The 15,026-nt window shown below is 71.6% G+C and carries 13 protein-coding genes; 2 read left to right on the top strand and 11 right to left on the bottom strand.

Features of this window, described 5'->3' with window-relative positions:
* Nucleotides 1–24 precede the first annotated feature (24 nt).
* The 5 genes from ABTW64_RS10275 to ABTW64_RS10255 are packed head-to-tail and all read right to left on the bottom strand — an operon-like array spanning nt 25 to nt 5,135.
* On the bottom strand, nt 25–774 hold the full coding sequence (locus ABTW64_RS10275; protein ID WP_350622012.1) for a FadR/GntR family transcriptional regulator: 750 nt from the start codon (nt 772–774) through the stop codon (nt 25–27).
* Between the two features lie 17 nt (nt 775–791).
* The gene (locus ABTW64_RS10270; protein ID WP_350622010.1) at nt 792–1,580 is read right to left on the bottom strand and encodes a 3-oxoacyl-ACP reductase; all 789 of its coding nucleotides are present in this window, start codon (nt 1,578–1,580) and stop codon (nt 792–794) included.
* Between the two features lie 54 nt (nt 1,581–1,634).
* Nucleotides 1,635–2,990 carry an aldehyde dehydrogenase family protein gene (locus ABTW64_RS10265; RefSeq protein WP_350622008.1) on the bottom strand — a complete coding sequence of 452 codons (1,356 nt, stop codon included), beginning with the start codon at nt 2,988–2,990 and terminating at the stop codon, nt 1,635–1,637.
* Nucleotides 2,987–3,787, bottom strand: a complete 801-nt coding sequence (locus ABTW64_RS10260) for a gamma-glutamyl-gamma-aminobutyrate hydrolase family protein (protein ID WP_350622006.1) — start codon at nt 3,785–3,787, stop codon at nt 2,987–2,989. The genes ABTW64_RS10265 and ABTW64_RS10260 overlap by 4 nt, the downstream gene beginning before the upstream one ends.
* Complete coding sequence (locus ABTW64_RS10255; RefSeq protein WP_350622004.1) at nt 3,768–5,135, bottom strand: glutamine synthetase family protein; 1,368 nt, start codon at nt 5,133–5,135, stop codon at nt 3,768–3,770. Before ABTW64_RS10255 ends, ABTW64_RS10260 begins: the two co-directional genes overlap by 20 nt.
* Before the next feature lie 219 nt (nt 5,136–5,354).
* Here ABTW64_RS10255 and ABTW64_RS10250 point away from each other — a divergent pair, with 219 nt between their 5' ends.
* Nucleotides 5,355–6,926, top strand: a complete 1,572-nt coding sequence (locus tag ABTW64_RS10250; protein ID WP_350622002.1) for an amino acid permease — start codon at nt 5,355–5,357, stop codon at nt 6,924–6,926.
* Here the strand turns inward: ABTW64_RS10250 and ABTW64_RS10245 are convergent.
* From ABTW64_RS10245 to zapE, 6 genes are all read right to left on the bottom strand, one after another.
* Nucleotides 6,923–7,282 (bottom strand): protealysin inhibitor emfourin, encoded by a 360-nt coding sequence (locus tag ABTW64_RS10245; RefSeq protein WP_350622000.1) that lies wholly within the window; start codon nt 7,280–7,282, stop codon nt 6,923–6,925. The genes ABTW64_RS10250 and ABTW64_RS10245 overlap by 4 nt on opposite strands.
* A 10-nt stretch (nt 7,283–7,292) precedes the next feature.
* Nucleotides 7,293–8,483: a M4 family metallopeptidase gene (locus tag ABTW64_RS10240; RefSeq protein WP_350621998.1), complete on the bottom strand. Its 1,191-nt coding sequence runs from the start codon at nt 8,481–8,483 to the stop codon at nt 7,293–7,295.
* Between the two features lie 61 nt (nt 8,484–8,544).
* Nucleotides 8,545–9,795, bottom strand: a complete 1,251-nt coding sequence (locus ABTW64_RS10235) for a low temperature requirement protein A (RefSeq protein WP_350621996.1) — start codon at nt 9,793–9,795, stop codon at nt 8,545–8,547.
* A gap of 178 nt (nt 9,796–9,973) precedes the next feature.
* Nucleotides 9,974–11,233, bottom strand: coding sequence for an MFS transporter (locus ABTW64_RS10230; protein ID WP_350622126.1), 1,260 nt, complete (start codon nt 11,231–11,233; stop codon nt 9,974–9,976).
* 29 nt (nt 11,234–11,262) lie between these two features.
* Entirely contained in the window at nt 11,263–12,441 is a 1,179-nt protein-coding gene (locus ABTW64_RS10225; protein WP_350621994.1) for an LOG family protein, read from the bottom strand.
* On the bottom strand, nt 12,438–13,475 hold the full coding sequence (zapE, locus tag ABTW64_RS10220) for a cell division protein ZapE (RefSeq protein ID WP_350621992.1): 1,038 nt from the start codon (nt 13,473–13,475) through the stop codon (nt 12,438–12,440). The genes ABTW64_RS10225 and zapE overlap by 4 nt, the downstream gene beginning before the upstream one ends.
* 129 nt (nt 13,476–13,604) lie before the next feature.
* Between zapE and ABTW64_RS10215 the strand changes: the two genes are divergently transcribed.
* The gene (locus ABTW64_RS10215) at nt 13,605–15,020 is read left to right on the top strand and encodes a sugar porter family MFS transporter (RefSeq protein ID WP_350621990.1); all 1,416 of its coding nucleotides are present in this window, start codon (nt 13,605–13,607) and stop codon (nt 15,018–15,020) included.
* Nucleotides 15,021–15,026 lie beyond the last annotated feature (6 nt).

Raw genomic sequence — 15,026 nt, 5'->3', positions numbered from 1 at the left:
GCGCATCGCCCGGCCGGGCCGTCGTCAGCCGAAGAAGCCGCGCAGCAGCGCTTCGGATCCGGCGACGTGCTCGGCCATCGCGCTCGCGGCCTCATCGGGCTTGCCGCGCAGGATGGCCGACACGATGCGTTCGTGCTGATCGTTGGAGTGCGCGATGTTCGGGGCGAGCACGGGGATGCGGTCGAGGAGCTCGTTCACCCGCATCCGCGAGTCGGCCATGAGGGCGACGACCTGCGGTGCGCCGAGCAGCTCGGCCAGCAGCAGGTGCAGGCGCGAGTCGGCGACACGGTAGTCCGCCGGCTCCGCCTCGCGGCACGCTTCGAACGCCTGCCACAGCCGGTCGCGATCGTCGGCCGCGAGGTCGCGCTGAGCGACCCGTCGAGTCACGCCGACCTCCAGCACGGCGCGCATCGCGAGCACTTCCTCGACCGCGCCGGCCGACGGCGCCTCGTCGTCGACCGGGCGGCCTTCCGCCCCGAGGGGGGTGCGCGGCGGACGCTCCGCGACGAACGTGCCGCCCGTGCGCCCGCGCCGCACCACGACGTACCCCGCGCCCGCGAGGGCGGCGAGCGCGTCGCGCAGCGTGTCGCGGCTCACGTCCAGCCGTGCCGCGAGGTCGCGCTCGGCGGGCAGGCGCGTGCCGGGCGCCGCGAGTCCCAGACGGATCGTCTGAAGCAGCCGCTGCACGGTCTCCTCGAACGCGTTCGCCGTGCGCAGCGGACGCAGCAGCAGCTGCGAGCTCAGCAGCTCGCCGTCGTCCGGGGCGTCCGTCATCCGCTCGTCCCGTCCGTTCAGAGCGGCGTGACGTATGCCGAGGAGATCCCGCCGTCGACCAGGAACGTCGATCCGGTGATGAAGCTCGCGTCGTCCGAGGCGAGGAACGCCACGGCGGCGGCCAGCTCCTTCGGCTCGGCGAAGCGGCCGACCGGAACGTGCACGAGGCGGCGCTGTGCCCGTTCCGGGTCCTTGGCGAAGAGGTCCTGCAGCAGGGGAGTGTTCACAGGCCCCGGGCACAGCGCGTTGACGCGGATGCCCTGTCGCGCGAACTGCACGCCGAGCTCGCGCGACATCGCCAGCACGCCGCCCTTCGACGCCGTGTACGAGATCTGCGAGGTCGCCGATCCGAGCACCGCCACGAACGACGCCGTGTTGATGATGGATCCGCGCCGCTGGGGCACCATGTGGCGCAGTGCCGCGCGGGAGCACAGGTAGACGGACTTCAGATTGACGTCCTGCACGCGCTCCCACGCCGGCAGCTCGGTGGTCTCGATCGAGTCGTCGTCGGCCGGCGAGATGCCGGCGTTGTTGAACGCGATGTCGACCGAGCCGAACTCGGCCGCGGCGGTGTCGAACAGGTGGTCGACCTGTTCCTTCTGAGTCACATCGACCTTCACGAACAGGCCGTCGATCGCGGCCGCCGCGTCCTCGCCCGCCGTGGGATCGACGTCGCCGATGACGACCTTCGCGCCCTCGGCGGCGAGGCGGTGGGCGGTCGCGAGTCCGATGCCCGACGCGCCGCCCGTGATGACGGCGACGCGGCCCGCGAGCCGCTGGGTGAGATCGATGGGGGTCACGCTCATGAGGGTGCTTTCTGTGGTGGGACGGGATGGGAAGGGTCGCGGTGGCGGGGTCGGTCAGTCGACCGCGAGGAAGACGTTCTTGGTCTCGGTGAAGGCGAGCGGCGCATCCGGTCCGAGCTCACGGCCGAGCCCCGATTGCTTGAAGCCGCCGAACGGCGTCGAATACCGCACCGACGAGTGCGAGTTGACCGAGAGGTTGCCCGACTCGATCGCCCGCGACACGCGCACCGCGCGGCCCACGTCGCGGGTCCAGATCGATCCGCTCAGGCCGTACTCGCCGCTGTTGGCGAACCGGATGGCGTCGTGCTCGTCGTCGAACGGGAACACCGACACCACGGGGCCGAAGATCTCCTCGGTCGCCGCGCGCGCGTCGCGGGCGGGCGTGAGCACGGTCGGCGCGAACCAGAAGCCCGGCCCGGTCGGCGCCGCGCCGCGGAAGGCGACGTCGGCGTCATCCGGCACATACGAGCGAACCTTGTCGAGGTGCGGGCGCGACACCAGCGGTCCCATCTCGGTCGACTCCAGCGACGGGTCGCCCACGGAGACTCCCTGCACAGCCGGCTCGAGCAGCTCCATGAACCGCTCGTACACGCTGCGCTGCACCAGGATGCGGCTGCGCGCGCAGCAGTCCTGGCCCGCGTTCTCGAACACGCCGTACGGCGCGGTCGCGGCGGCCTTGTCGATGTCGGCGTCGGCGAAGACGATGTTGGCGCTCTTGCCACCGAGCTCGAGCGTCACGCGCTTGACCTGCTCGGCGGCGCCGGCCATGATCCGCTTGCCCGTCGCGGTCGATCCCGTGAAGGCGATCTTGCGCACGAGCGGATGCGTCACGAATCTCTCGCCCACGACCGAGCCGTTGCCGGGCAGCACCTGCAGCAGGCCCTCGGGCAGACCCGCCTCGAGCGCGAGCTCGCCCAGTCGCAGCGAGGTCAACGGGGTCCACTCGGCCGGCTTGAGCACGACCGCGTTGCCGGCCGCGAGGGCGGGAGCGAAGCCCCACGATGCGATCGTCATGGGGAAGTTCCACGGCGTGATCACGCCGACCACGCCGAGCGGCTCGTGGAATGTCACGTCGAGGCCGCCTGCCACGGGGATCTGGCGGCCGAACAGTCGCTCGGGCGCGGCCGAGTAGTACTCGAGCACGTCGCGCACGTGTCCCGCCTCCCAGCGCGCCTGGGCGATCGGATGCCCCGAGTTGCGCACCTCGAGCTGCGCCAGCTCCTCGGTCGCGCCGTCGACCGCGTCGGCGAAGCGCCGCAGCAGGCGGGCACGATCGGCCGGGGCCACGGCGGCCCAGTCGCGCTGCGCCACGGCGGCGCGCTCGATCGCCGCGTCGGTCTGCTCCGGCGTGGTGTGCTCGACGGTCGCGACGACCGTCTCGTCGGCGGGGTTCAGGATCTGCTGCGTCATACGCGGGCTCCGTTCCATGCGCGGGCGGCGTCGATGAGGCTCTGGAACAGGCGTCGGTCGTCCGCATCCTCTTCGGGGTGCCACTGCACGGCCAGGGCGTGCGCGGCATCCGGGATCTCGACCGCCTCGACGACGTCGTCCTCCGACCGGGCTGTCACCACCAGGCCGTCGCCGGGGCGGTCGATCGCCTGGTGGTGGTAGACGGCGGCGTGCACGGAAGGACCCACGAGCCCCGAGAGGCGCGATCCGGGCGTCACCCGCACGTCGACGCGCGAGAAGCGCCCACCGCCCCGCTGGTAGCGGTCGTCGCCGACGACGTCCGGCAGGTGCTGGTGCAGCGTGCCGCCGCGCAGCACGTTGAGCACCTGCATGCCGCGGCAGATGGCGAGGAACGGCAGGTCGACCTCGAGGGCGCGATCGAGCAGCGCGAACTCCCAGTCGTCGCGCAGGCGGTTCGGCGTATCCGTGCGGGGGTGCGGGGCGGCGCCGTAACGCGCCGGATCCACGTCGACGCCCCCGGAGACCACGAGGCCGTCGAGACGCGCGAGCGCCGTGTCGATCACGCCCGGACCGAGCGGCTGCGGCGGCAGAAGCACGGGAACGCCGCCGGCCGCGATGACGCCGTCCAAGTAGACGCGCGGCAGGAAGGCCGCCTCCACGTCCCACACGCCGGTCTGGGCGCGCTGCAGGTAGGTCGTGATGCCGATGATGGGAGGCCGTCCCTCGGCGGCATCCCGCGCGACCCGGGGCACGTCGCGCGGCGCCGTCGCCGACGAGTCAGAGACGTTCGAAGCCACGCACCCGCTCCCAGTCCGTCACGGCCGACTCGAACGCGCGCAGCTCCACGCGGGCGTTGTTGAGGTAGTGCTCCACGACGGCGTCGCCGAACGCCTCTCGGGCCAGCGCCGAGTCGGCGAACAGGCCCGCGGCCTCGCCGAGCGTCCCCGGCACGGTCGGCACGTCCGCGTCGTACGCGTTGCCGGCGAACGGCTCGTCGAGCGGCAGCTCGTGGTCGACGCCGTGCAGACCGGCCGCGATGATCGCGGCGACCGCGAGGTACTGGTTGACGTCGCCGCCCGGCACCCGGTTCTCGAACCGCAGGCCGTGTCCCCGCCCCACCACGCGCAGGGCACAGGTGCGGTTGTCGAGACCCCATGCGATCGCCGTGGGCGCGAAGGAGCCGGGCGCATAGCGCTTGTACGAGTTGATGTTGGGCGCCGAGAACAGCGTCAGCTCGCGCATGCCGGCGAGCTGACCGGCCAGGAAGCGCCGCATGAGGCCCGACATCCCGAGAGGATCCGTGTCGTCTGCGAAGACGGCGTCGCCGGCCTGGGAGCGCAGACTGAAGTGGATGTGGCAGCTGTTGCCCTCGCGCTCGTCGAACTTCGCCATGAAGGTCAGGGCCTTGCCGTGCGCGTCGGCGATCTCCTTCGCGCCGTTCTTGTAGACCGAGTGGTTGTCGCACGTCGCGAGCGCATCGGTGTAGCGGAACGCGATCTCCTGCTGGCCGAGGTTGCACTCGCCCTTGACGCCCTCGCAGTACATGCCGGCGCCATCCATCGCGCGCCGGATGTCGTGCAGCAGCGGCTCCATGCGGGTGGAGGCCAGCAGGGCGTAGTCGATGTTGTAGTCGGTCGCGGCCGTCAGCCCGTGATAGCGCTTGGCCCACGCCTCGCGGTACGTGTCGTCGAAGACCAGGAACTCGAGCTCGGTGCCCGCGTACGGCACGAAGCCGCGCTCGGCCAGGCGCTCGATCTGACGCTGCAGGATGCGCCGGGGCGACTCCTCGACGGGCGAGCCGTCGAGCCACTGCAGATCCGCGGTGACCAGCGCGGTCCTGTGCAGCCACGGGGCGGCGCGCAGCGTGGCGAGGTCGGGAATCATGGCCATGTCGCCGTAGCCGCGCTCCCAGCTCGACATCGCGTAGCCCGCCACGGTGTTGTTCTCGACGTCCACCGAGAGCAGGTAGTTGCAGCATTCCGCCCCGTGCTCCATCACGTCATCCAGGAACAGGCGGGCGCTCACCCGTTTGCCGATGAGGCGCCCCTGCATGTCCGTGAAGGCGACGATGACCGTGTCGATCGCGTCGGCGTCGATCGCGTCCTTGAGCTGGTCGGGCGTCAGGAATCCGGTGGGTGGGGTCATCCGGAGGCTCCGATCATCCTCGGTCAATGGCGTGAATTGCCGACCATTGAACCACAGTGACCCGGCTCCGTCCGCGCGCGGCGTGCCCCCGGGCCTTCGGCATGTTTCCCCCGCGTTAAGGCTGCCCGGCGCGACGAAAAAGGCATAGCGCCCCGACCATTCCCGGCCCTATAGTGCTGGCCACCCGGCTTCGCGCCGCTCGGAAAGGAACCCGAACCCATGGCCAAGGACACGCTCAAGGTCTCCGGCGTCACCTACACGTCCGCCGACGAGGGCTATTACCGCAAGCGGCAGCTCAAGCGCACCGCCGGGGTGTGGGGCCTCTGGGGGCTCGCGGTCGCCGCCGTCATCTCGGGCGATTTCTCGGGGTGGAACTTCGGCATCGACTTCGCGGGCTTCGGCGGCATGCTGATCGCCTTCGCGATCCTCATCGTCATGTACTACGGCCTGATCTTCTCGATCGGCGAGATGGCCTCGGCGATGCCGCACACCGGTGGCGCCTATTCGTTCTCGCGCGCGGCCATGGGGCCGTGGGGAGGCCTCGTGACGGGGCTCGCCGAGACGATCGAGTACGTCGCGACCACCGCCGTGATCGTCTACTTCTCGGCGGGATATGCGGACGGCGTCACGAGCAACCTGTTCGGGTTCTCGCTGCCGCTGTGGGTGTGGTGGGTCATCCTGTACGTCGCGTTCATCGCGATCAATGCCGCCGGGGCGAACCTCTCGTTCCGCTTCGCGATCGTCGTGTCGATCATCGCGATCGCGATCCTGCTCGCGTTCAGCGCCATGGCGATCTTCTCCGGTCAGTTCTCATGGGACGCCCTGTGGGACATCGCGCCGGATGAGGGACAGTCGGCGTTCCTGCCGCACGGGGTGCTGCCCATCCTGTTCGCCCTGCCCTTCGCGATGTGGTTCTTCCTCGGCATCGAGGAGCTTCCCCTCGCGGCGGAGGAAGCGCACGACCCGGTGCGCGACATCCCGCGGGCGGGCCTCATCGCGCGGGCGACGCTGATCGTGACGGGTCTGCTCGTGCTGTTCCTCAACACGGGCGTCATCGGGGCGCAGGCGACGGGCGTGGCCGGCGAGCCGCTGCTCGACGGATTCCGCGCGATCGTCGGAGAGGGCGCAGACGCGCTGGTGGGCGTCTTCGCGCTGCTGGCACTGATCGGCCTGCTGGCGTCGCTGCAGGGCATCATGTTCGCCTACGGCCGCAACATGTACTCGCTGTCGCGCGCGGGCTACTACCCGCGGTTCCTCTCGCTCACCGGCCGCACGCAGACCCCCTGGGTCGCGCTGATCGCGGGCGCCGTGATCGGCTTCGTCGCGCTGGTCGTCATCGACGTGCTCACGGCGATCGACGAGGAGGGGGCGGGCGCCGTGGCGGGCGCGATCGTGCTGAACATCGCGGTGTGGGGTGCCGTGCTGGCCTACCTCATGCAGATGGTCGCGTTCGTGATCCTGCGCCGGAAGTTCCCGAACGCATCGCGTCCCTACCGCAGCCCGTGGGGCGTTCCGGGGGCCGTCGCGGCCGCGGTCATCGCGGCGCTGATCTTCGTGGGCTTCCTGCTCAACCCCACGTTCCAGCCCGCGATCGTCGCGATCGTGGTCGTGTACGTCGTGATCCTGATCGGATTCGGCGTCTGGGGCCGGCACAACCTCGTGCTCTCGCCGGAGGAGGAGTACGCCCTGTCGGGTGGCCTGCACGGCGACCCGCAGAAGGAGGGCTACGGCGGCACGGTCGAGAAGGACCTCCTCGCGACCGACGGCGTCGATCCGGACCCGGTGCGCTAAGCGGGCGCGTCGGGCGCGTCGGGCGCGTCGGGCGCGTCGGGCGCGTTGCCGGGACCGGGGCCCGGCGCGACCTCGCTCGACTGCCGATCCCGGCGTGAGCGCTCCCGTACACGGTCGACCAGCACGCGCCACGGACCCTCCAGGCGCCGCTCGGGCAACACGGCCTCGTGGCGGTCGCACGTGATGCGGTAGATGTAGCGGTCGGGTTCTCCCGGCGGCTCGGTGGGTGCGTCGTCCCATGGCATCGAATCGACGAGCTCGCGCCATTCGTGCCGGTCGGGCTGCGCTTCGATGCGCACCTCCCACGTGACGCGGATGCCGGCGAAGCCGCCCGACCGGGTCACGACCACCTTCATGGCCGCAAGGCTAGTCCCGTCGCATCTTCTCCCGCACCCGGCCGGGCGCCACGCCGACGCTGTCCCATGCGGCCGCGACGGCACGAGCCTCGTCCGAATCGTCGCCGAAGAGCTCCGCCGCCACGACGCCGGTGGCGGTCGCGAACTGGGCGAACGTCGCGGTCGCCGTGATGCGGCCGCCGGTGAGCGTCTCGTACCAGATGCGCCCGGCGCGTTCCCATGCGTGCCGGCCCAGGGCCTCGGCCAGCACCACGAAGGCGCGGTTGGGGATGCCCGAGTTGATGTGCACCCCGCCGTTGTCGTCGGTGGTCTCGACGTAGTCGCGCATGTGCGCGGGCTGGGGGTCCTTGCCCAGCAGCGGATCGTCGTACGCCGTTCCCGGCGCACGCATCGAGCGGATGGCCTCGCCCTGCACCTGGTCGGTGAAGATGCCGGCCCCGACGAGCCACGTGGCCTCCTGGGCGGTGTCGCCTCGCAGCCGCTGCTCGACCAGCACGCCGAACACGTCGGACACGTGCTCGTTCAGCGCGCCCGACTGACCCTGGTAGACGAGGTTCGCGGTGCGCTCCGTCACGCCGTGCGCCAGTTCGTGGCCGATGATGCTGACCGATCCGGTGAACCCGCGGAAGATCTCGCCGTCGCCGTCGCCGAACACCATCCGCGCGCCATCCCAGAACGCGTTGTCGTAGCGCTCGCCGAAGTGCACGGTGGCGTCGAGCCGCATGCCCGCGCCATCGATGGAGTCGCGGGCGAACGCCTCCCAGAACAGCGCGTACGTGTCGCCGAGGCCGTCGTACGCCTGCGTGACGGCGACGTCGCCGGTCTCCGGCTCGCCCTCCGCCCGCACCTCGGTGCCGGGCAGGTCCTCGAGGCCCTGGGCGTCGAAGATCAGGCGGTCGGGCTCACCCGGTTGTGTGGACCCCGCGACCGTCTGCGTCCGAGAGGGCAGCGACGGCCGGATGAGCCCCGGCGCGGACTGCTCGTGGTGGCCGGACTCCGCGCCGCCGGGCTGCTCGCCCTCGGGCTCGCGTCGCCGATGCTCGCGGAACGGGGCGTCGAGGCCGAGCGTGCGACGCGCCGCCTCGGGTGCGTGGCCGAACGCGCTCTCGTCGAGACGGGCGATCCGGCTGAGCAGGAACGGCGGCACGATGCCCTGCCGTGAGCCGGAGAGGGCTCGGTGCGCGTGCGTCTGCGGAGTCATATCTCGATGCTGACAGCCGCATCCGACATCCGCACCCGGGGGCGCGGGACATCCCGCGGCGCTATGCTCCCAGCCGGGTCAGCGCCTCGGCCTGGTGCCGGTGCCCGATGGTCTCGTATCCGACGATCACGACCGCCGGCGCCAGGGCGACGATCGCGATCCCCGCACTGAGCGAGGCGCCGGCCGCCACCGCGATCAGCGAGGCGATCAGCGCGGCGACGGATCCCGCTGTCAGCACCACATGGAACGGGTCGAAGCGCGCCAGCAGCACGGTGTAGACGGTGAACAGGCCCACGATGAACAGTCCGACCGGCACGACGATCGTCAGCAGCGCCGCGACCGCGTCGATGTGCGCCTCGTGCCGGATCACGGTCGCCGCCACATGCAGCCCCGCGCCGGTGCCCGCAAGGCCCGCGAACAGCGCGATGTGCCCGTATCCCCACGCGAACGAGCGATCCCGCCGCACGGCCAGCACCGCTCCCGACGGCATGAGGAAGTACACCCACCACAACGCGAAGGCGAGAGCCGTGCCGCCGAACGCCACGACGCCTGCGGCGATCGACCATCCCTCGTCCTCGACGACCGCCGAGACCGACAGCACCGTGCCCAGCACGACCTCGCCCAGCGTGATGATCGTCAGGAGGCCGTACCGCTCGGCGATGTGGTGCGCGTGCCACGGCGTGCTGTGGCCGCGGCGCTCGGCGAACAGCGGCACCAGCATCTCGGCGATCGCGAACACCGCGAACAGCGCCATGGCGATCCCCAGCGGCGGATCGACGAAGATCTGCACGATCCATCCGACCTGCACGAGGGCGATCGCTCCCGCGTAGCGGGCGGCCGTGCGCCGGTGAGCCGGATCGTGCCTCGCCACGCGCACCCAGAGCAGGATCTGCGCGATCCGCATCACGACGTAGCCGGCGACGGCGCCGCTGTTGTCGAGATGATGTCCTTCGGCGATCGAGTGGAACACCTGCGGCAGACCCATGGCCAGGATGATCACGCCCACCATCTGCACGAGCGTCGCGATCCGGAACACCACGTCGTCGTTGTCGAACGCCGACGCCAGCCACGAATAGTTGATCCAGGCCCAGCTCACGGCGAACATGGCGAACGCGAATCCCGCGAGCGCCGCGGCGTACCGTCCCTGCTCCAGCAGGTGCGCCGCCTGCGATCCGGCCTGGCTGAACGCGACCACGAACGTCAGGTCGTAGAGCAGTTCGAGAGGAGTCGCCGCGCGGTGCGGCTCGCGGGGGTCGCGGCCGGTCATGGGGCGCGGGCGGTGGTGGAGCGGAGCGGAGCCCGGTGCGGTCACGCGCCCATGGTGCCACGCGGGGCGCACTCGTCGCGTCAGCATCGTCGCGTCAGCATCGTCGCGTCAGCATCGTCGGGTCAGCATCGTCGGGTCGGCATCGTCGGGTCAGCATGGTCGTGCTGCGTCCGGTCCCGGGAGGCCAGGGGAGATCCCGCGGCCGCCACGCCTGCCGCGGTCGTCAGCCCGATCGCTCCAGGATCCGCCGCCGCTCGCGCAGGATCATCCCCGCGCCCAGCAGCCACAGCGGGATCTGCGTCGCGAACGCCCAGCGGAACGCCTCGTCGGTGTACAGATCCGGCGTCGACGCGCCCTGCACGTCCAGCGCGATGCCGATGAGCAGGATGGCCGTCAGCCCTGCCAGGAAGCCGCCGACGTTCGTCACGCCCGTCGCGGTGCTCAGCCGATGTGCGGGGTTGTGGGCGCGGGCGAAGTCGAACGCCACCATCGAGGCAGGGCCGCCCGAGGCGAGCGCGATCACGAGCAGCACGAGCAGCCACAGGGGCACGGGCGCCGGCCACAGCAGCACGACCAGCCAGGTGCCGAGCTGGGCCGCCACGGCAGGCAGCACGAGCAGGCGCGAACGGCGATCCGGATGCCGCGCCGACAGCGCGCCGACGAGCGGCCCCAGCACGATGCCGGCGACGACGTAGAGCGAGGTGACGAGCGCGGCCTGGCCCGTGGCCAGGCCCTCGCCGGCGGTGAGGAACGGCATGCCCCACAGCATCACGAAGGCGGTGCCCGCGAACGGCGACGTGAAGTGCGTCCAGAACGCCAGCCGGGTGCCCGGGCTCTCCCACACCGCCCGGATGCCCTGCCGTGTGTCGATCGCGCTGGTCACGACCGTGATCGCTCCGGTGTCGGTGTCGACCGAGACATCCGCCGGCAGCTGCGGCGGGTGGTTGCGCACGACGGCCGCGATGAGCACGGCGAACAGCGCAGCCCCGCCGGCGAGGGCGCCGAACGCCACCTCCCACGCGGTCGCATGCAGAAGGAGCGGCAGCGGCACGAGTGCCGCCACCTGGCCGAGCTGGCCCAGGATGCCCGTGAGCTGCATCATGAGCGAGCCGCGCTGCGCGGGGAACCACGTCGCGATGAGCCGCAGCACCCCGGGGAAGATCGCGGCGTCGCCCGCGCCGAGCAGCATCCGGGCCGCGATCGCCACCCCCAGCGTCGGCGACAGTGCCATGACGATCTGGCCGACGGCCATGAGCACCATGCCGATCGCCATCAGGGGCCGGGCGCCCCAGCGATCCAGCCAGATGCCCACCGGGATCTGCATGAAGCCGTACACCGCGAGCTGCAGCACCGCGAACATCGACAGGGTCGATGCGTCGGCGCCGAACCGGTGCGCGGCGTCCACCCCGACGGCGGCCAGCGACGTGCGGTTGGTGATCGACAGCACGTAGCCCAGCACGCCGATGCCCCACATCAGCCACATGCGCCACGACGGCGCGGGGGCCGCGAAGCTCACGCGCGGCCGCCCACGATGATCGCGGCGGCCTCGTCGACCGTGTCGACCAGGTGGATGTGCGCCTCCATCGGGCGGCCCTTCGCGAGCGCTCGCAGCAGGGGCCAGGCCGGCAGCGTCTCGGTCCAGTGCCGGCGGTCCACCAGCACCATCGGCGCGATCGCGTCCTCCGTCGCGTAATAGTTCTCGCAGGCGTCCTGGAAGATCTCCTGCACCGTTCCACCCGCCCCGGGCAGGAACACGATGCCGCTGCCGCACACCTGCAGCAGGATCGCCTCGCGCAGAGCGTTTCGGAAGTACTTCGCGATCGCGGTGGCGAACAGGTTGGGGGGCTCGTGGCCGTAGTGCCAGGTCGGCACGCCGAGCGTCTCGGTCGGCCGGATGCCCGCGGTGTCGGCGAGTACGGCGCGCGCGGCGGCGATCCAGGCGTCGACCGACGGGTGGTAGGACGGCGCGGCGGCGAGCGTCTCCAGCGCGGCGTCGAGCGCGGCGGCATCGCCCGCGGCGAGTCGGGCTCCGAGGTTCGCGGCCTCCATGGCGCCGGGGCCGCCGCCCGTCGCGACGGTCAACCCCTCACCGGCCGCGCCGGACGCCAGCAGCCGTCCCATGCGGGCCGCTCCCGCGTAGTCGGTGTCGCCGCGCTTCATCTGATGCCCGCCCATGACGCCCACCAGTCGGCGGCCGCGGATCCACTCCGCCAGCGCGAAGTCGATGCCGTCGTCGTGCAGGGCGAGGCCCAGCCGTCCGCCCGCGACATCCCGCTCGGAGGGTGCGCCCGCCGCCCGGAGACGGCCGGGCGCGGCGCTCTGCGCCTGCTGCTTCTCGAGCTGCTGGGCCCACGCGTACGCCCGGCCGTCCAGGCTGGCGGCGTAGTCGGGGGAGTCGTACAGCTCGTCGGCCGTGTAGAGGCTGTCCCGATGCGGATCGACCGGCGCCGCCGCCACGGACGGCAGGATGAGCGCTCCGCGTGCGGCGTGCATCCGCTCGTCTCCCGGGGCGAAGGTGCAGCCCGCGAAGGTCGTGCGCGTCGTGTCGCACTCGGCCAGCCGGTCCGAGTGCCGCCGGAGGTCCAGCCCCACCAGGCGCCATCCGGTCAGCCGGCGTGCGCCGGCCGCGAGGCGCCGCTCGAGCTCCGTCAGCGACTCGATCGTGACGAGGCGACCGGCCCGGGGCCTCACGGCCGCTCCTCTTGCCGCAGCGACCGCAGCCGGCTCAGGGTGCGCGGCAGATCGAGCGGCGGGACCGGGGCGTCGGCGAGGCGCTCGAACCGTCCGGCGGCATGGAACTCGATGCGCACGCCGCGATCGGCCGCGATGTCGACGAGGTTGGCGAGCCGCTGCGCCGCGGACCCCGTGAGCTCGTCCAGCGGCGGCACTTCCGTGACGCGCCACGACGGGCGCAGTTCCGCCAGCCGTGCGTAGTCCGCGGCGCCGAGCGGACGCTCGCACAGGTCCGCGAACGTGGCGTGCAGGATGTCGGCGTCCACCCCCCGCACGGTCACATCGCGCTCGCCGCAGCGCACCGTCGTCTCTGTCACGGCGGCGGGCTCCCGCGACCCGGCGATCCAGACCCCGCGTGCGAAGCCGTGCGCCGTGCGTGTCGACCGCTCACGGTGGTCCCGACCGCCGTCCACGCGGATCACGTCGAACCGCCGCCGGATATCGGCGATCGCCGGTTCGAACGTGCCATGGAACAGGGGATGCGGCAGGAGCTGCTCGGGCGCGTAGTTCGAGGTGACCACCATGGCGGTCCCGCGTGCGAACAGCGCGTCGAGCAGGCGCCGCACGAGCACCCCGTCGGCGACGTCGTGCACGTGGAACTCGTCGAAGCACAGCAGCTCGACGGGGCGGCCGTCCTCCGATTCCAGGAGCTCGTCCAGCGCGGCCTCGAGATCGTGGCGGTGCCGGAAGATCGCCGCGTGCAGCGCCGGGAAGAAGTCGTGGAAGTGCAGCCGCCGCTTGCGCCGCGTGCGGGCCGCTCCGTACGCGGTGTCCATGAGCCATGTCTTGCCGCGACCTGCGGGTCCGTGCAGGTACAGGTGGGCCCGTGCGGGGGAGAGGATGCGCGAGACGGCATCGTGCTGCGCATCGTCCAGCGCGATGCCGGCGCGCGCGGCGGCATCGGCGAACGCGCGCCGCGTGACGCCGCGGAACGGCGGGCGGGGGCCCTGGGCGGGCCGCGCACGGTGGGCCGCGCCGGGCATCGTCTCCATCGCGCTCCAGTCTGCCACCGGCTCACCGGCTCACCGGCTCACCGGGTCACCGGGTGAGGGCCCGCGCGGATCTTACCGTTCCAAGGCGGGTGGGCCGGTGCCCGGCGGGCCGCGCCTAGGCTCGAATCCATGACGGAGAAGGCATACAGGCGCGTGAACGCCCGGGTGACGGGAATCGCGATCGCGGCGGCGCTGGGCGGGTTCCTGTTCGGCTTCGACACCGCGGTGATCAATGGCGCGGTCGACGCCTTGGCCGGCGACTTCGCGCTCGACGCGACCCTGAAGGGCTTCGCGGTCTCGAGCGCCCTGCTCGGCTGCGCGGTCGGCGCCTGGTTCGCGGGGGCGATGGCCAACCGGTGGGGCCGCGTGCCCGTCATGCTCGTGGCCGCGACGCTGTTCCTCATCTCGGCGATCGGATCCGGCATCGCGTTCGGCGTGGTGGACCTCACGATCTGGCGTGTGGTCGGCGGCCTGGGCGTCGGCGCCGCCTCGGTGATCGCCCCGGCCTACATCGCCGAGGTGTCGCCCGCGCACATCCGGGGTCGCCTCGGCTCGCTGCAGCAGCTCGCGATCGTGCTGGGCATCTTCGCCGCGCTGCTGTCCAATGCGCTGCTGGCGGGCATCTCCGGCGGCGCCGCCGAGGTGCTGTGGCTGGGCCTTCCCGCCTGGCGCTGGATGTTCATGATCGAGGCCATCCCGGCGGTCGTGTACGGCGTCATGTCGCTGCGCCTGCCCGAGTCGCCGCGCTACCTCGTGCTGCGCGGCGACTACGACCGCGCCTCTCAGGTGCTGCTGGACTTCTCGGGATCGCAGGACGTGAACCTCAAGATCCAGCAGATCCGCGACTCGCTCGAGTCCGAGAAGCGCGAGTCGCTGCGTGACATCCTGGGTCCGGCGCTGGGGCTCAAGCCGATCGTGTGGGTGGGCATCCTGCTGTCGGTCTTCCAGCAGTTCGTCGGCATCAACGTGATCTTCTACTACTCGACCACGCTGTGGCGCTCGGTCGGCTTCGACGAGTCGAGCGCGCTGCTCACCTCGGTCATCACGTCGGTGACGAACATCGTCGTGACCATCGTCGCCGTGATCCTCGTCGACCGCGTCGGACGTCGCCGGATGCTGCTGGTCGGCTCGGTCATCATGACCGTCGCCCTGGCGGCGATGGCGTTCGCGTTCTCGTTCGCCGAGCTCGTCACCGAGAACGGCGCGACGACTGCCGAGCTCGAGGCGCCGTGGTCGATCGTCGCGCTCATCGGGGCGAACCTGTTCGTCGTGGGCTTCGGCGCGACGTGGGGGCCGATCGTCTGGGTGCTCCTCGGTGAGATGTTCCCCAACCGCATCCGCGCCAGCGCGCTGGCCGTCGCCGCGGCCGCGCAGTGGGTCGCGAACTTCGCGATCTCGACCACGTTCCCGGTGCTGAGCGAGATCGGCTTGACGTTCGCGTACGGCTTCTACGCGCTGTGCGCGGCCGCATCGTTCGTCTTCGTGCTGTGGAAGGTGCGCGAGACGAAGGGCATGGAGCTGGAGGACATGCGGGAGTCCCGGTGATGTCGG

The organism is Microbacterium sp. NPDC096154, assembly GCF_040302945.1.
Lineage (GTDB): Bacteria > Actinomycetota > Actinomycetes > Actinomycetales > Microbacteriaceae > Microbacterium.
This window is presented reverse-complemented; position numbering and strand designations above follow the sequence as displayed.